The following is a 15,429-nucleotide window of genomic DNA, read 5'->3' as shown; positions in this document are numbered from 1 at the left end:
TGTTATCTTTCGTGTCTTTTCGTGGTTTTCGTGGCTAAAAAACAAACGCCCCTGTGTCTTGCGACTAAGGGGCGTATCACATCAAGCGCCGATTTCCTTGGCGTAGGCGGCGGCATCCATCAGGCCGTCCAGGTCGGACGCATTGGCCGGCTTGATCTTGAAGAACCAGCCCGCGCCGTACGGATCGTTATTGGCCAGATCCGGCGCGCCTTCCAGCTCGCCATTCACTTCCAGCACTTCGCCGGCGATCGGACAGTAGACGTCGGAAGCCGCTTTCACCGACTCCACCGCGCCAGCCTGCTCTTCCTTGGCCAGTACGCTGCCGATCTTGGGCAGCTCGACGAAGACGATGTCGCCCAGCAGCTCCTGCGCGTGGGCGGTGATGCCCACGGTCACGGAGCCATCAGCTTCCAGGCGCAGCCATTCGTGGCTCTCGACGTATTTCAGTTCGGCGGGGATATTGCTCATCTTGAAGTTCTCCAGCTTAAGATCGGATCAATGGTGACGGCAGTCGTCGCAAGGACGCTGCCCGATTATTCGAATACTTTCTTGCCATTGCGCACGAAGGGCATCTTCACCACGCGCACATCGGTCAGCGTGCCGCGCAGGTCCACTTGGGCGGCAGTGCCAGTGGCGGCCGGCACGCGGGCGATGGCGATGGAGTGCTTCAGCGTCGGCGAGAAAGTGCCGCTGGTGATCACGCCTTCGCCGACGCCTTCCACCAGGACCTTCTGGCCTTCGCGCAGCACGCCGCGGCCTTCCAGCACCAGCCCCACCTGCTTCATTTTGACGCCGGCGGCTTTTTGCGCTTCCAGCGCCTCGCGGCCATTGAATTTGCGCTCGGCCGGCTCCCAGGCGATGGTCCACCCCATGCCGGCTTCCAGCGGCGACACGGTTTCGTCCATGTCGTGGCCGTACAAATTCATGCCGGCCTCCAGACGCAACGTATCGCGCGCGCCGAGGCCGATGGGCGCGACGCCGACGGCTTGCAGTTGTTCGAAGAAGGAAACGGCTTCGGCGGCGGGAATCATGATTTCCAGGCCATCTTCGCCGGTATAGCCAGTGCGGGCGTAGAACCATTCGCCCTGCGGCAGGCCCTGGAACACTTTCAGCGCGCGGATGGCTTCGGCCAGCTCCGGCTTGATGGCGCAGACATTTTCAATGGCTTGGGGGCCTTGCACCGCCAGCATCGCCAGGTCACGGCGCACCTTCAGCGCCACGTCGAAGCCAGCCTTCTGGGCTTCCATCCAGGCCAGGTCTTTCTCGGTAGTGCCGGCATTGACCACCATGCGGTAGCCATAAGCGGTGAGATAGACGATCAGATCGTCGACGACGGTGCCCTGCGGCGTCAGCATGCCGGAGTACAGCGCCTTGCCCTCGAAGCCGAGCTTGGCCACATCGTTGGCGATCAGTTTTTGCAGCCAGGCCTTGGCGTCGGAACCGGTGATGTCGATCACCGTCATGTGGGAGACGTCGAACATGCCGGCGTCGGTGCGGACGATTTCGTGCTCTTTCAGCTGGGAACCGTAATGGATGGGCATTTCCCAACCGGCGAAATCGACCATCTTGGCGCCGGCGGCAATGTGGGCTTCAAACAGCGGAGTACGTTTCGGGGCCGTCATGGCGCGGTTCCTTCGAGAAAAGTGTGGATAGCCTCAATCAACCACACCCCTCTGTCCCTGCACCTGAGATTTTCCGGCCGGATAAGCCGTTAGCCCCTTCGGTGGACGCCGCGCGGGCGCCGCTCTCCAGATTGCGCAAGCCGGCGGCCGCCGGCTCGATGATACAGTCCTTTTGCCTGAGCGATTAGCGGGTGCGCTTGCGCCTTCGGCGGCGGCCGCGGGTGCCGCTCTCTCCTGTATGACTCGCCGATTATGGTGGGCATCTCCCCGCCTTGGCAAGCCGAGTTTATTTCGATGTCAAACAGTCTGAATAAATGTTTCTCAAAGAAAATAAGCGCACATTTTTATCAATAAAAACTATTCGGAAACGAAAAAAGCGCAGGCTTTCGCGCTGCGCTTTGGCATGCATCCCGCTTCCGCCGCTCAATCGGCGGCGTGGCGCTCTTTCAACTGCCAGACATAAATCGGCAGGCCGAGCATCAACAACAGCATGCCCCACATCACGATCTCTGCGCCGGAGCCGTAAAGCGCCCACAAGGAATACACAAAGCCGATGCCGGCGAAGAAGCCCGGCGCCACGTAATCGCGCGGCGCAAACGCCTTGCCACGCATCAGCATGATGGCGATCAGCGCCATCGAGCAGAACGCGTATGGCAACAAGGTGGTGGCGGTGGCCAGCAGGATGATGAACTCGAAAATCTTCACTCCGCTGTCGCCGCCGGCGTATTTCATCGCCATCAGGATGGTGACCAAGGTGCTGGACAGTACTAGGCCGAAGATCGGCACGCCTGCGGCATTGCGCTGATTGAAGCGGCTGGGAAACAGCTTGTCCTTGGCCGCAGCGGCCGGCACATGCGCCTGCATCAGGCTCCAGCCGTTGAGGGCGCCGAAGCAGGACACGACCGCGCCGAAACCGACCAGCCAATAACCCCAATCCCCCCACATCAACCGGGCCGCATCGGCAAATGGCGCCTGCGACGCCGCCAGCACATCGGAAGGCATCAAGCCCATCAGCGATATCGTGGACAGGATGTACAGCACGGTGGCCAGCAAGGTGCCGATGACGGTGGCCCGCGGAATGGTCTTCTCTGGCTGATCGACATCGCCGGCCGGCACCGAGGCCGACTCCAGGCCGAGGAAAGCCCAAAGCGTCAGCGCCATGGTCGCGGACAGCGAGGACAACAAGGGCTTATGGTGAGGATTGAAAGCCAGATTGTCGGTATTCAGGTGGAAAAAGCCGATGAAAGTGACCGCCGCCAGCGGCAGCAGCTTGAGCAGGGTCGTCACCACCGCCACCACGCCCGAGCTGTGCGCGCCGCGACTATTGATCCAGGTAACGATCCAGATCAGACTGATGGCGAAAACGCCAGCCAGCAATTCGTTATGGCCGAGAACAGGAAAGAACACTTGCATATAACTGGTGGCCGCCACCGCCAGCGCGGCATTGCCTGCCCATAAGGCGATCCAGTATCCCCAGGCAATCCAGAACCCGGCAAAATCGCCAAAGCCGGCATGAATATAAGCATATGGCCCGCCTTCGCGCGGCAGGATGGCCGACAGGCGGGCGAACACCAGCGCCAGACAGATGGCGCCAGCAGCCGTGATCAGCCAGCCAAGCAAGGAAATGCCGCCAAACGGCGCCAGCGAGGCGGGCAGCAGAAACACGCCAGAACCTATCATATTGCCCACCACCAGGGCGGTGCACATCCAGACTCCGAGCGAGCCTTTTTTGGGGGAGGAACTGTTTTCGCTCAAACCTGATTCTCCATCGCGAACGAAAGCATGGCGCGCCGCCGGTCCGCAACGGGCGTCGTGCATGCGTGAAACAGGCGGACTCACGGCCGACCGCCACGCGTCATGGCTTCAACATAGACGAAGTCAGCGTCTCAGGCGGTGGGGGAAGTGGCGTCGCGCCGAAAAAAAGGGCGCATTAGAACACAGATTTGATGCAAAAACATGTCGCATTACCGATTTTTTTCACAAAAACCGGCATGCGGCGCAAGTCATGCCAAGCCGATGCAAGCCAGTCATCCGGCACGCAAGCGCAAGGGGCCGCGCGGCACGCTAGCCAGCGACCAACTGGCCAAGGCCCAGCGCCACAGCTCCGCCAGATCGCCGCACTCGGCCGGCGGCGCATGCCCCAGCAGCGTCAATGCGGCACGCAGCTGCTGCGCGGCATCGACGCTGGAAATCGCCGGCGCCAGCGTCTGTTTGGACAATTTCTCGCCGGCCGCGTTGGTCAATACCGGCAAGTGGCAGTAGGTGGGCGCGGGCAAGCCCAGCGCGACGTATACCGCCAGTTGACGCGGCGTGGACACCAAGAGATCGGCGCCGCGGACGATATCATTGATGCCCTGCTCGGCATCGTCCACCACCACCGCCAGTTGATAGGCCCAAAAGCCGTCGGCGCGCAGCAGCACGAAGTCGCCGATGTCGCGCGCCAGATTCTGCCGGTACTCGCCCTGCAGCCTATCGCAGACAACGCTCTCGCCCGGCGTCACCCGCAGCCGCCAGGCGCGGCCTGCGCGGCCATCCGGACAGCCATTGCGGCAGGTGCCGGGGTAGATATAGCCATCCAGCCCGCGCTGCGCCGCGGCTGCGATCTCCTTGCGCGTGCAACAGCAAGCATAGGCATGGCCGGAGGCGATCAATTGCCGCAAGGCATCTCTGTATAGATCATGGCGCCGGCTCTGATAGACCACCTCGCCATCCCACTCGAAGCCAAAAGCCTCCAGCGTGCGCAAAATATCCGCGGCGGCGCCGGGCACCTCGCGCGGCGGATCCAAGTCCTCCATGCGCAGCAGCCACTGGCCGCCGCGCCGGCGCGCCTCCAGGTAACTGCCGACGGCGGTGCTGAGCGAGCCTGCATGCAGCAGGCCGGTTGGACTGGGCGCGAAACGGCCCCGGTAAGTGGCTATGGACATCTGAAACGGACGGCAGGAGCGCTTGGCGGGAAATTTCTCGCTAAAATACGATTATCCCTAAATCACGAGCCAGCCTTAAGAAGGATACAAGAATGGCCTACGTTGTAACCGAAGCCTGTATCAAATGCAAATACACCGACTGCGTGGAAGTCTGCCCGGTTGACTGCTTCCGCGAGGGCCCAAACTTCCTGGCGATAGACCCGGACGAGTGCATAGACTGCTCGCTGTGCGTGGCGGAATGCCCGGTCGGCGCGATCTATGCGGAGGACGATTTACCCAAGGACCAAATGGCCTTCATCCAGCTGAATGCGGAACTGGCCAAGAACTGGCCCAGCATCGTCAACCGCATCGACCCGCTGCCGGATCATGCAGACTGGGCGGAGGTGAAGGATAAGCTGCAATATCTGGAACGCTAAGCGTCTCCCACCCGCCTCCTCCAAAGGGCTGGCGGCACCCAGTCAGGCGCGGGACCGCCCCGGTCAAAGCCACCCAGGGCGGAGCCACCCTCAACCGGCCGGGCGAATCGTAAACATCTTGTTGAAACAGGCGATCTCGAATACCTGCAGCACCGCCTCGTGGCAGTTCACCAGCACCATGGTCTTCTTCTGCGATGCGGCGCGCTCCTTGAGCAACAACAGCATGCCCAACGCAGAACTGTCCAGAAACGGCACCTGGTCAAAGTCGACACGTATTTCCTGCACCGCGGCGTTATCCAGCAGCTCCTGGCTGGCCTGGCGGAAATCCTTGTGCAGATTGAAGTCAAACTGACCAATCAGCATCATCGTGCCGACATTCCCCTCGACTCTAACAATCGGTCTCATCGCTGCCCCTGTTCTATCCCTGATTGATTCGCTGACAAACTTAAACCGTTTATCCGGCCCGCGGTAATTTCAATTCAAAGCAGGCGCCATGCGCCTCCTTGTTGCAACACCTGACATCGCCGCCCAGCTCTTCCGCCACTTTCTTCACGATAGCCAAGCCAAGGCCGGTACCGCCAGGGCGCGACGTGAAAAAAGGCTCGAAAATCCTGTCCTGCACGGCGGGATCGACACCGGGCCCGCTGTCCTCCACCCGGAAAACCACTTCCGACGCCCCGGCCTCTACCCGCAGCCCCACCTGCCCGCCCGCCGGCGTGTATTGCAAGGCGTTTTCCAGCAAGTTGATCAATGCGCCCTGCAAGGCCTTGCGATCCACCAAGACAGTTATGGCAGAAACCGCAGGCGGATGGCAATCGAAATGCACACTTTTGTCATGACACTGCGGCAGCATGATTGCGCAAACGTCATCCAGCAATGCCGCGACATCCAACGGCTCCAGCGACGAAACCTGTCCCCTTACAAAGCTCAGCATATTCTGTATCAAACCTTCCAGAGCCCGCATTCTGGCCAGGCTCTTGTCCACGAAACGCGCCCTATCCTCCGGTCTCGGCAAATCCTGCTTCAGGTTCGCGGTATACAGCATGGCGCTGGCCAAGGGAGTGCGCAGCTGATGGGCCAGAGAAGCCGCCATGCTGCCCATCGACGCCAACTTTTGCTGCCGCGCCAGTTCGCTGGTCAGCTGATGCAGGCGCGAGACATCGTGAATAAGCACAATTCGGCCACCCGATGCCGGTAAATCCTGATATTGCAAGGTCAGACGGCTGCCCTGGCCATCCGACGACAGGGCGTAGGTATCATCCAATTCGCTGCGCTGCAGTTTTTCGAACACCGTATCCCAGCATTCGCCGATATAACAACCGCTTAGCAAGGACTCAGCCGCCAGATTCTGAGCGATCACCTCGCCAGCAGGAGACAACTCCACCACCCCCGCCGGCAAGACTTTCAACAGCAAACCCAAGCGTTCCGCCAGCGCGGCATTCTCGTCTCGTTGTTTTCGCAACTGGTTGTTGGCCTCGTCCAGTTGGGCATTCAAAACATTGACCTGGGCCTCAAGTTGTTTATATGCATCAATGAGTTGACCCGACACGGCGTTGAACTGCTCAAATGCCGCCTCCAACTGCTGTTGATCCTTCAAGCTTGAAACCATGGTAGGCATCGCCTCACTGTCATTTGTAAAAAACACTTAAACGGTATGATAATGGCCAGTCTACGGTGAGCCAACTCGCGGCAGAAGCGGCCGCAAGCAAAAAAAACCGGGAAAAACTCATATCTGGGCGTATAAAGGGAAGTAGTGCGCCATTCCAAAAGATGCTGCGGAGGTTTCTGTGTCAGAGCTTCTCAAAAAAATCGACGCCAGAACCAAACTGGCAGGCACCAACAAGCTGGAAATCCTGCTTTTCTCCTTGGGGCATGATCAGCGTACCGGACGCAAGGAAGTGTTCGGTATTAATGTATTCAAGGTGCGCGAAGTGATGCGCACCCCGGAAATCACCTCCGCGCCGGAAATGCCGTCCTCGGTGGAAGGCATGGTCAGCCTGCGCGGCTCGCTGGTTCCGGTGATCGATCTGGCCAAGTACGCAGGCATCGTCACCAGCAACCGCCCCGAGATCATGATCGTGACCGAGTACAACGGCCACACTCAGGGCTTCCTGGTCGAGGCTGTCGACACCATTCTGCGCTTGGACTGGTCCGCCATGCGCGTGCCGCCCGACATGATCACCAACCGCATGGCCGGCTTGGTGACCGCTGTCACGGAGCTGGAAAACGGCGCGTTGGTGATGATGATGGATGTGGAAAAAGTTCTGGCTGAAACCAGCGTGATCGATGACGGCCACAGCTTCATCAATATCGAGCCGGTCAAGGAAGACCGCCGCATCTTCTTCGCCGACGACAGCGCGGTGGCGCGCAAGCAGATCGAACGCACGCTGGAAGCGATGAATATCCGCTATACCTACGCCATCAACGGCATGCGCGGCTGGGAAGATCTGCAGAAAATGGCCCAACAGGCCGAAGCGGCCGGCCGCAAGCTGTCCGATGAGCTGCATCTCGTCCTCACCGATGTGGAAATGCCGGAGATGGACGGCTATATGCTGACGAAGATGATCAAAAGCGACCCGCGCTTTGCTGGCATTCCGGTGCTGATGCACTCGTCGCTGTCCGGTTCATCGAACCAGAAGCTCGGCGAATCCGTCGGTGTCGATTCCTACGTATCCAAGTTCGAGCCGCAAAAACTGGCGAGCAAGTTGCGCCAGATGCTCAAACTGGAACCGATGGACTAGACCGCGGTCTTCTTCAAGATTTTCAAGGGATAGGGATTAAGACATGCCTAGCACCGACGCCTCCTTGCTTGCCAGTGTGGACGCCAGGACCAAACTGGCCGGCTCCAACAAGATGGAGATCTTGCTGTTCTCTTTGGGAACGCGGGAAACATTCGGCATCAACGTGTTCAAGGTGCGCGAAGTCTCGCAGACGCCTGCCATCACCAAGACGCCCAATATGCCGTTTGGCGTCGAAGGCGTGCTGTCCTTGCGCGGCAACATCATTCCGGTGATATCACTGGCCAAATTCATTGGCCACAACACCGAGAGCAAGTTCGACACCATGATCGTCACCGAGTTCAACAAGAGTACTCAGGCCTTCCTGGTGGACTCGGTCGACCGCATCATCCGCGTCGACTGGGACAAGGTGCGCGCGCCGGAAAACATCATGGCGGCCGCGGGCACCAATCAAAACCTGATCACAGCGGTCACCGAGCTGGAAAACGGCAAGCTGGTCTCGATTCTTGACGTCGAGCAGATTCTGGCCAGCGTCGTGGGCGAACCCCGCTTGCCGGATGTCCCCTCCGCGCAGCTGGAAGTCGATCAATACATTTTCTTCGTCGACGACTCGGTGGTGGCCCGCAAGGAGATCACCGGCGTGCTGGAGAAAATGGGAATCAAATTCCAGCAGGCCACCAACGGTCGGGAAGCCTGGGACCGGCTGCAGGTGCTGGCAGGCCGCAACTGGGCCGAAGGCGAATGCCTGCACGATTATCTGAAAATCATTCTGGTCGATGCCGAAATGCCGGAAATGGACGGCTACGTGTTGACCAAGCTGATCAAATCCGACCAGCGTTTCAAAGGCATTCCGGTGATCATGCACTCCTCGCTGTCGTCCAACGCCAACCGGGCGATGGGCTCCAGCGTCGGCGTGGATTCTTACGTTGCCAAGTTTGACCCGGGCGTGCTGGCAGAAACTTTGATTCCATTCCTGCAAAGGTAGTCGCTACAATGTGCGCCTTGATGGAACATAGATAATTCAGGATATACCTCGATGTCAGACAAGAATATGCGATTTCTGGTCGTGGACGACTTCTCCACCATGCGAAGGATCGTTCGCAACCTGCTGAAAGAGTTGGGTTTCACCAACGTCGACGAGGCTGAAGACGGCCAGGTGGCGTTGCACAAGCTGAAAACCCAGAGCTTCGACTTCGTCGTCTCCGACTGGAACATGCCCAATATGACGGGCATTGAGCTGCTCAAGGCAGTCAGGGCGGATCCCCAGCTGAAGCACCTCCCATTCATGATGATCACCGCCGAGGCTAAACGGGAAAACATCATCGAGGCAGCAATGGCCGGCGCCAGCGGCTACATTGTGAAACCCTTCACCGCTGCGACCATGGAAGAAAAAATGAACAAGATCTTCCAGAACATGAACAAGCCAGCCTGAGCATTGCACAAGACTGCCCGCATCTGCATTGAGGAGGATTGAAAGTGCCGGACCATATTTTGGAGAATGGAGACTCGCCAGAGCTCGAAGCCCTGTTTGACAGCGTTGCACAACAGCAGCATGCGCAGGAAGAAGCGCCGGCCGCCGCACCGGCCAACCAAGAGAGCAGCCCCAAGCTATTCTCAAGTGAAACCAATCCTTCGACAATGTACGAACACATTGGGCAGATGACCCGCAAAATGCACGACGCCTTGCGCGATCTGGGCTACGACAAATCGCTGGAAAAAGTGGCGGAAACCATTCCGGACGCCAAAGACAGATTGGCTTACATCGCCACGTTGACGGAAAACTCGGCGGAACGGGTGCTGAATGCCACCGACATCGCCAAGCCCTTCCAGGACAACCTGGAAAGCCAGGCATTGGCGCTCAGCGCGCGCTGGGAAAAACTGTACGCCAATCTGCTCAGCGTCGAAGAGTTCAAGGCCCTGGCCGAGGAAACGCACCGCTATCTGAAGGATGTGCCGAATCAAACCCAGGCAACCAATACCCAGTTGCTCGAAATTGTGATGGCGCAGGACTTTCAGGATTTGACCGGCCAGGTCATCAAAAAGATGATGGGCATGGTCAAGATCCTGGAAACCGAACTGGTCAACTTCCTGATTGAATTCTCCCCGGACGAGAAGAAGGGCGAGCTGAACACCAGCCTGCTCAACGGTCCGGTCATCAATCCGGAAGGCAAAACCGATGTGGTCACCAGCCAGCAGCAGGTCGACGATCTGCTGGAAAGCCTGGGCTTCTAACTGAAGATACGCAAGCAAGACAACGCACGATGACGCGTGGGGTGGAAAAATGAGCGAATTTGGCGGCATGGAAGAGTTGCTTCAGGACTTCCTGATGGAGTCCACCGACCTCCTGTCCGATGTGGACAATAAACTGGTCGAACTGGAAAAGCGCCCGGAAGACAAGGCTCTGCTGAATGACATCTTCCGCGGTTTCCATACCATCAAGGGCGGCGCCGGTTTCCTCAACGTCATTCCCATGGTCAATCTGTGCCATCGCACGGAAAACCTGTTCGACAAGCTGCGCAATGGCGAGATGCACATCACCCCCGAGGTGATGGACGTCATTCTGGACGCCACCGGCATTGTTCGCGACATGTTCGGCACCCTGGGACAGGGCCTGATGCCGGGCGACGCCGACCCGCACACTTTGGCGGCACTGGACGCCGCGCTTGCCGGCGAACCGCTGGTGGCGGAGGCTCCGCCGGCAGCGGCCGCGCCAGCGCCCGAGCCTGCAGCGGCGCCCGCAGGCAGCGGGCCGGACTGGAATCAGCTGTATCAGGCGGTGGCCCCCGCGGCCGCGCCGGCTGCCGCAGCGCCGCAGCATGCCGCCCCTCCGACGCCCGCCCCGGCGCCCAAGGCAGAGCCGGCCGCGGCGATACCGGCTCCGCCACCGCCAGCCCCGGCCAAGCCGGCGCCGGCCAAACCATCCAGCAGCGGTCCCGTTGCCAGCGGCCCGCAGGAAAACACCATCCGCATCGATACGGTGCGCTTGGACATGGTGCTCAACCTGTCCGGCGAAATCGGCCTGACCAAGAACCGGCTGACCACGCTGCGCACCGAGATCCTGCAAGGCAATCGCGATACCAATACCCTGCGCTCGCTAGACGAGGCGATCAGTCAACTGGACCTGCTGGTGGGCGACTTGCAAAACGCGGTGATGAAAACCCGCATGCAGCCGATCGGCCGCCTGTTCCAGAAATATCCGCGCTTGGCGCGCGACCTGGCCCGCCAACTGGGCAAGGAAGTGGAGCTGGTGCTGTCCGGCGAGGAAACCGAGCTCGACAAGACCATGATCGAGGATCTGAACGATCCCTTGGTTCACTTGGTCCGCAACGCTGTCGATCACGGCATTGAATCGCCGGAGGAACGCATCGCCGCCGGCAAGAAGCCGCAAGCCCTGGTGCAATTGACCGCCGAACAAGTCGGCGACCACATCCTGATCGAGATCACCGATGACGGCAAGGGCATGAATCCCGATGCCTTGCGCCGCAAAGCCATCGAAAAAGGCCTGATCGACACCGAAACCGCCAACTCGCTGGATGAGAAGCAGTGCCTGCAGTTGATCTTCCTGCCTGGCTTCTCCACCAAGGACCAGATTTCCAGTGTGTCCGGACGCGGCGTCGGCATGGACGTGGTACGCACCAATATTCAAAAACTGAACGGCCGCATCGACATCAATTCGGTAGGCGGCGAAGGCACTCGCATCAGCATCTCGCTGCCGCTGACCCTCGCCATCCTGCCGGTGCTGGTGGTGCGCGCCTGCAATCAACCGTTCGCCGTGCCGCTGGCGATGGTGCGGGAAATCATCACCATCGACGGCAGCGCCATTCAGGAAGTTTCGGGCCGCCCCACCATCGTGGTGCGCGACGAAATCCTGCCGCTGAAGACGCTGGCCGGCCTGCTGGGCTGGGAGCCGACGCAAAAACCCTATTTTGGCGTGCTGATGCAGTCGGCCGAGAAATCCTTCATCCTGGCGATCGACTCCTTCGTCGGCCGCGACGACGTAGTGATCAAGCCGCTACAGAACATCCGCCCCAAAGGCGTGGCCGGCGCAACGCTGTCCGGCGATGGCTCCGTGGTGCTGGTGCTGGATATGGAAGACTTGCTGGCCTCCAGCGAAGGCAGCAACGCAGGGGTACGAACGACGGATATGATTGCCACCTAACGCTAAGGTGCAATGATGACCTCAAACACCGCCTATATAGGACGGCAGCCGGTTCTGAACCGCAATCAGCAGCTCATAGGTTATGAGCTGCTTTTTCGTCCCAGCAGCGATGCGGTCGGCGTCGGCAAGCATAGCGAGCTGCAAGCCGACACCGACGTGCTGGTCAATACGCTGAACAATATGGGAACCAGCTGGCTGATCGGCAACAAGCTGGCTTTCATCAATGTCGGTGAGGCGATGCTCAACAGCGAGTTTCTGGAGCTGCTGCCGCCGCGCCGCATCATTCTTGACCTGTCGCCGCGCACCGCGCCCAGCAACGAACTGTTATCGCGGGCGCGCCATCTGCGCTCGATGGGCTTCGGCATCGCGCTGGACGATTTCAGCTTCGAATCCCCGGCAGCGGCCTTCCTGGAACTGGCCAACTACGTCAAGCTGGACATACAAAACCAGGACGCCACCCGCTTTCAGATGCAGGCGGCGCGCTTGCGCAGCTATCCGCTGATCCGCATCGCGGAGCGGGTGGAAACCCACGCCCAATTTCATCTGTGCAAGGAATTGGGCATGGACGGCTTCCAGGGCTATTACTTCGCCAAGCCGGAGACCCTGGCGGCCAAGGTCATCCATCCGGCATTCAGCAACACGCTGGAACTGCTGAACCTGCTGCGCATGGACGCCGACGTCCGCGATATCGAACAGGTCCTGAAAAGGGACGTGGCGTTGTCTTACAAGCTGCTGCGCTATGTCAATTCCGCCGCCGCAGGGCTCAATACCGCCATCAGCTCGTTTTCCCAAGCCGTTACCGTGCTGGGCTACCAAAAGCTGTACCGCTGGCTGACGCTGCTGCTGGTCACCGCTTCCGACGACAACAACGCGCCGCCTGCGCTGCAAAAAACCGCGGTCACCCGCGGCCGCTTCATGGAGCTGCTGGGCATCGCGCTGGGCGAGCGGCATGACGTCAACGACAATCTGTTCATCGTCGGCCTATTCAGCCTGCTGGATGTGTTGTTCGACATGCCGATGGACAAGATCATCGAACATCTGCAACTGCCCGTACCGGTATCCGACGCCCTGCTGCACGACCGCGGCTCGATGAGCCACTACCTGCGCCTGGCTCGCGCCTGCGAAGACGGTCAACTGGATGGCGTGCCGCAATTGTGCGAGCAACTAGGCCTCTCTTCCGAGCAATTGAACGAAGCCCATATATCCGCGCTCGCCTGGGTAGAGGAACTGGGCTTATAATTCTCAACCCTGCAAGGTTGTAGCAAGCCCGATGAAACTGTTAGCCCTAGATACCTCCACCACCTATCTGTCGCTGGCCCTGAGCCAGGGCGAAGACATGCTGATTTTCCACCAATGCGTGGAGCAGAAGCATGCCGAGCGCACGCTGCCGGAGGTCTCGAAACTGCTCGCCGCCGCAGGATGCTCGCTGTCCGAACTGGACGGCATCGTATTCGGCCAAGGCCCCGGCGCCTTCACCGGCCTGCGCATCGCCTGCGGCATCGCCCAGGGCCTGGCCTACTCCGCCGACCTGCCGGTGATCGCCATCCCCACGCTGGACAACCTGGCCTACCAGGCTGGCGAGGGTCAGGTGCTGGTTTGCTTCGACGCCCGCATGCAACAGGTGTACAGCGCGCACTATCGAACCGGCGCGGACTGGGAGAGGCTAAGCCCCATCCGCGTGGCCTCCCCCGAGGACGTGCAGCTGCTGGATGGCACCACCTTGCTGGCCGGCGATGGCTTCGACAACTATCCGCAGTTGCTGGCCGATGCGCGCGCCCGGCTGCCGCATGCCGGCCCGGTGCGCCCCCACGCGTCGGCCTACATCAAGCTGGCCGAGAGCGGCCGCTACCCGGCCACCCATCCGCGCGACGCTGAATTGCTCTATGTGCGCAACAAGGTGGCGCTGACCTCGGTGGAACAGCAACAGGCGCGCCAACGATGAGCCGCGTACGCCGCTTCACGCCGGACAATCCCCAGCTGCTCGCCGATTTAGAGCAGCAGGCCACCCCGCATCCATGGCGGGTGGGACAATACCGCGACAGCCTGGAAGCCGGCTACCCGTGCTATGGCCTGTTCGACGAGCAGGACGCGCTGCAAGGCTTCGCCCTGATCATGCGCGTGCTGGACGAAGCGGAGATTCTCAATATCGTTGTCGCGCGCGAGCACCAGGGCCAGGGCCTGGGCATCCAACTGATGCAAGCCATGCTGCAGGATCTGCGCGACGACTGCTGCCGGCGGCTGTTCCTGGAAGTCAGGGAAAGCAATGCCATCGCGCGCAAACTCTACCAGCGCTGCGGCTTCCACCAATGCGGGCTGCGCAAGAACTACTATCCAGCCAACCCAGGCAGAGAACACGCCATCCTGATGGAAGCCACGCTGTGAGCCGCGCCAGCCAGTTGCAACAAGAAATGGGCCTGGGTCCGACCTGGCTGCCGCGTGACGGCTGGTTCGAGCACCATCCCGCCCAAATACAACGGCAAGAGATGCGCGCCGCAGTCACAGATGCCGTGGATGAAACCGACGCGCCGCCCCTCGCGGCAGCGGCCATTCCGGCCGTCAGCGACAGCCCAAGCCTCGCCGCCGCCATCACCAACCAGGCAGCGGAGCCGGCCGAGCCGCCCCCTCCGCCACCAGACGCGCCCATCGCCGAAACCCGCATCGAGCTGCCGCGACTGGAGTGGCCGCAACTGCAACGCGAAGTGGCCGATTGTCAGCGCTGCCGCCTGTGCGAAACCCGCACGCAAACGGTATTTGGCCGCGGCAATCCGCAAGCGCGCTGGATGCTGATAGGCGAGGCGCCGGGCGAAAACGAGGACAAACAAGGCCTGCCCTTCGTCGGGCGCGCCGGCCAGCTGCTGGACAATATGCTGGCCGCGGCCGGCCTGGACCGGGACCAGGATGTCTATATCGCCAACGTGCTGAAATGCCGCCCGCCTGGCAACCGCAATCCGGCGCCGGATGAGATCGCCGCCTGCAACGGCTATCTGCTGCAGCAAATCCATCATATCCAGCCGACGCTGATCGTGGCGCTGGGCCGCTTCGCCGCGCAAACGCTGCTGGAAACGGCAGACTCCATCGGCCGCCTGCGCGGCAAGGTGCACCGCTACCAGGGCGTGCCGCTGGTAGTCAGCTACCACCCTGCCTACCTGCTGCGCAATCAACCGGACAAGGCCAAGGCCTGGCAAGACCTGCTGCTGGCGCGCAAGGTATTCCGCCAAGCTGCCAACTGAAACGCGCCACGCCAATATCAATAGCCAAAACAAAAGGCCAGTCTCTCGACTGGCCTTTTTGCTGTGCAGCGCACCCATCAGCAAATGCATGGGTGAAAATAAAAAACCCTTCTCCGTGCACCAGAGAAGGGCTCTTCAAACAACCAGGAAGCAAGCTTATTTCAGCTTGGTTTCCTTGTACAGAACATGCTTGCGGGCAACGGGATCAAATTTCTTGATCTCCATCTTTTCCGGCATAGTGCGCTTGTTCTTGGTGGTGGTGTAGAAGTGGCCGGTACCAGCAGTGGATTCCAGCTTGATCTTATCGCGCATGATGTATACCTCTGTGCCTTATCTGGTT

General features: G+C 60.3%; 17 protein-coding genes and 2 riboswitches. Of the genes, 10 read left to right on the top strand and 7 right to left on the bottom strand.

Annotated elements, in window-relative coordinates:
- Nucleotides 1-81 precede the first annotated feature (81 nt).
- The 4 genes from gcvH to gluQRS all read right to left on the bottom strand — a co-directional run bounded on the left by gcvH (nucleotide 82) and on the right by gluQRS (nucleotide 4,546).
- Nucleotides 82-468, bottom strand: coding sequence for a glycine cleavage system protein GcvH (gene gcvH, locus C2134_RS08570; RefSeq protein ID WP_103319203.1), 387 nt, complete (start codon nucleotides 466-468; stop codon nucleotides 82-84).
- A 65-nt stretch (nucleotides 469-533) separates the two neighbouring features.
- Entirely contained in the window at nucleotides 534-1,622 is a 1,089-nt protein-coding gene (gcvT, locus tag C2134_RS08565) for a glycine cleavage system aminomethyltransferase GcvT (RefSeq protein ID WP_103319201.1), read from the bottom strand.
- A 41-nt stretch (nucleotides 1,623-1,663) separates the two neighbouring features.
- Nucleotides 1,664-1,762, bottom strand: a riboswitch (glycine riboswitch).
- Between the two features lie 14 nt (nucleotides 1,763-1,776).
- Nucleotides 1,777-1,869: riboswitch (glycine riboswitch) on the bottom strand.
- 176 nt (nucleotides 1,870-2,045) lie between these two features.
- Complete coding sequence (locus tag C2134_RS08560; RefSeq protein ID WP_233196395.1) at nucleotides 2,046-3,329, bottom strand: amino acid permease; 1,284 nt, start codon at nucleotides 3,327-3,329, stop codon at nucleotides 2,046-2,048.
- 320 nt (nucleotides 3,330-3,649) lie between these two features.
- Nucleotides 3,650-4,546, bottom strand: coding sequence for a tRNA glutamyl-Q(34) synthetase GluQRS (gene gluQRS, locus C2134_RS08555; protein WP_103319198.1), 897 nt, complete (start codon nucleotides 4,544-4,546; stop codon nucleotides 3,650-3,652).
- Nucleotides 4,547-4,638: 92 nt separating this feature from the next.
- Here gluQRS and fdxA point away from each other — a divergent pair, with 92 nt between their 5' ends.
- Entirely contained in the window at nucleotides 4,639-4,962 is a 324-nt protein-coding gene (fdxA, locus tag C2134_RS08550) for a ferredoxin FdxA (RefSeq protein WP_103319196.1), read from the top strand.
- A 90-nt stretch (nucleotides 4,963-5,052) separates the two neighbouring features.
- Here the strand turns inward: fdxA and C2134_RS08545 are convergent, their stop codons facing one another.
- Together C2134_RS08545 and C2134_RS08540 are read right to left on the bottom strand one after the other, a co-directional pair.
- Nucleotides 5,053-5,367 carry an STAS domain-containing protein gene (locus C2134_RS08545; protein WP_103319193.1) on the bottom strand — a complete coding sequence of 105 codons (315 nt, stop codon included), beginning with the start codon at nucleotides 5,365-5,367 and terminating at the stop codon, nucleotides 5,053-5,055.
- Nucleotides 5,368-5,416: 49 nt separating this feature from the next.
- Nucleotides 5,417-6,571: a sensor histidine kinase gene (locus C2134_RS08540; protein ID WP_233164225.1), complete on the bottom strand. Its 1,155-nt coding sequence runs from the start codon at nucleotides 6,569-6,571 to the stop codon at nucleotides 5,417-5,419.
- 178 nt (nucleotides 6,572-6,749) lie between these two features.
- On the opposite strand from C2134_RS08540, the gene C2134_RS08535 reads away from it, so the two are divergent.
- Genes C2134_RS08535 through C2134_RS08495 form a run of 9 tightly spaced genes read left to right on the top strand, consistent with a single transcriptional unit; the run spans nucleotide 6,750 to nucleotide 15,089 of the window.
- Nucleotides 6,750-7,703 carry a chemotaxis protein gene (locus tag C2134_RS08535; RefSeq protein ID WP_043620928.1) on the top strand — a complete coding sequence of 318 codons (954 nt, stop codon included), beginning with the start codon at nucleotides 6,750-6,752 and terminating at the stop codon, nucleotides 7,701-7,703.
- 43 nt (nucleotides 7,704-7,746) lie between these two features.
- Complete coding sequence (locus C2134_RS08530; protein ID WP_043620931.1) at nucleotides 7,747-8,685, top strand: chemotaxis protein; 939 nt, start codon at nucleotides 7,747-7,749, stop codon at nucleotides 8,683-8,685.
- A gap of 51 nt (nucleotides 8,686-8,736) precedes the next feature.
- Nucleotides 8,737-9,132 (top strand): chemotaxis response regulator CheY, encoded by a 396-nt coding sequence (cheY, locus tag C2134_RS08525; RefSeq protein ID WP_011136995.1) that lies wholly within the window; start codon nucleotides 8,737-8,739, stop codon nucleotides 9,130-9,132.
- 44 nt (nucleotides 9,133-9,176) lie between these two features.
- A complete protein-coding gene (gene cheZ / locus C2134_RS08520; protein ID WP_103319249.1) occupies nucleotides 9,177-9,932 on the top strand; it encodes a protein phosphatase CheZ in 756 nt (251 codons plus the stop codon).
- 49 nt (nucleotides 9,933-9,981) lie between these two features.
- The gene (locus tag C2134_RS08515; RefSeq protein WP_103319190.1) at nucleotides 9,982-11,859 is read left to right on the top strand and encodes a chemotaxis protein CheA; all 1,878 of its coding nucleotides are present in this window, start codon (nucleotides 9,982-9,984) and stop codon (nucleotides 11,857-11,859) included.
- Between the two features lie 15 nt (nucleotides 11,860-11,874).
- Nucleotides 11,875-13,098, top strand: coding sequence for an EAL and HDOD domain-containing protein (locus C2134_RS08510; RefSeq protein ID WP_103319247.1), 1,224 nt, complete (start codon nucleotides 11,875-11,877; stop codon nucleotides 13,096-13,098).
- A 31-nt stretch (nucleotides 13,099-13,129) separates the two neighbouring features.
- Complete coding sequence (gene tsaB / locus C2134_RS08505; protein WP_103319188.1) at nucleotides 13,130-13,801, top strand: tRNA (adenosine(37)-N6)-threonylcarbamoyltransferase complex dimerization subunit type 1 TsaB; 672 nt, start codon at nucleotides 13,130-13,132, stop codon at nucleotides 13,799-13,801.
- Nucleotides 13,798-14,241 carry a ribosomal protein S18-alanine N-acetyltransferase gene (gene rimI, locus C2134_RS08500; RefSeq protein ID WP_103319186.1) on the top strand — a complete coding sequence of 148 codons (444 nt, stop codon included), beginning with the start codon at nucleotides 13,798-13,800 and terminating at the stop codon, nucleotides 14,239-14,241. The genes tsaB and rimI overlap by 4 nt, the downstream gene beginning before the upstream one ends.
- Nucleotides 14,238-15,089 carry a uracil-DNA glycosylase gene (locus C2134_RS08495; RefSeq protein ID WP_103319184.1) on the top strand — a complete coding sequence of 284 codons (852 nt, stop codon included), beginning with the start codon at nucleotides 14,238-14,240 and terminating at the stop codon, nucleotides 15,087-15,089. The genes rimI and C2134_RS08495 overlap by 4 nt, the downstream gene beginning before the upstream one ends.
- Before the next feature lie 156 nt (nucleotides 15,090-15,245).
- Here C2134_RS08495 and rpmG read toward each other — a convergent pair whose 3' ends face one another.
- Complete coding sequence (rpmG, locus tag C2134_RS08490) at nucleotides 15,246-15,401, bottom strand: 50S ribosomal protein L33 (protein ID WP_017506994.1); 156 nt, start codon at nucleotides 15,399-15,401, stop codon at nucleotides 15,246-15,248.
- Between the last annotated feature and the right edge of the window lie 28 nt (nucleotides 15,402-15,429).

This window comes from Chromobacterium sinusclupearum, assembly GCF_002902845.1.
GTDB lineage: Bacteria > Pseudomonadota > Gammaproteobacteria > Burkholderiales > Chromobacteriaceae > Chromobacterium > Chromobacterium sinusclupearum.
The sequence above is the reverse complement of the archived record's forward strand: the minus strand, read 5'-3'. Positions and strand labels throughout refer to the sequence as shown.

What these genes read in the sequence shown, in the direction of transcription:
- C2134_RS08515 (WP_103319190.1), top strand. Translation starts at nt 9,982, where the DNA reads ATGAGCGAATTTGGCGGCATGGAAGAGTTGCTTCAGGACTTCCTGATG.
- C2134_RS08545 (WP_103319193.1), bottom strand. Translation starts at nt 5,367, where the DNA reads ATGAGACCGATTGTTAGAGTCGAGGGGAATGTCGGCACGATGATGCTG.
- gcvT (WP_103319201.1), bottom strand. Translation starts at nt 1,622, where the DNA reads ATGACGGCCCCGAAACGTACTCCGCTGTTTGAAGCCCACATTGCCGCC.
- rpmG (WP_017506994.1), bottom strand. Translation starts at nt 15,401, where the DNA reads ATGCGCGATAAGATCAAGCTGGAATCCACTGCTGGTACCGGCCACTTC.
- fdxA (WP_103319196.1), top strand. Translation starts at nt 4,639, where the DNA reads ATGGCCTACGTTGTAACCGAAGCCTGTATCAAATGCAAATACACCGAC.
- C2134_RS08540 (WP_233164225.1), bottom strand. Translation starts at nt 6,571, where the DNA reads ATGGTTTCAAGCTTGAAGGATCAACAGCAGTTGGAGGCGGCATTTGAG.
- gcvH (WP_103319203.1), bottom strand. Translation starts at nt 468, where the DNA reads ATGAGCAATATCCCCGCCGAACTGAAATACGTCGAGAGCCACGAATGG.
- C2134_RS08560 (WP_233196395.1), bottom strand. Translation starts at nt 3,329, where the DNA reads ATGTGCACCGCCCTGGTGGTGGGCAATATGATAGGTTCTGGCGTGTTT.
- tsaB (WP_103319188.1), top strand. Translation starts at nt 13,130, where the DNA reads ATGAAACTGTTAGCCCTAGATACCTCCACCACCTATCTGTCGCTGGCC.
- gluQRS (WP_103319198.1), bottom strand. Translation starts at nt 4,546, where the DNA reads ATGTCCATAGCCACTTACCGGGGCCGTTTCGCGCCCAGTCCAACCGGC.
- C2134_RS08510 (WP_103319247.1), top strand. Translation starts at nt 11,875, where the DNA reads ATGACCTCAAACACCGCCTATATAGGACGGCAGCCGGTTCTGAACCGC.
- rimI (WP_103319186.1), top strand. Translation starts at nt 13,798, where the DNA reads ATGAGCCGCGTACGCCGCTTCACGCCGGACAATCCCCAGCTGCTCGCC.
- C2134_RS08530 (WP_043620931.1), top strand. Translation starts at nt 7,747, where the DNA reads ATGCCTAGCACCGACGCCTCCTTGCTTGCCAGTGTGGACGCCAGGACC.
- cheY (WP_011136995.1), top strand. Translation starts at nt 8,737, where the DNA reads ATGTCAGACAAGAATATGCGATTTCTGGTCGTGGACGACTTCTCCACC.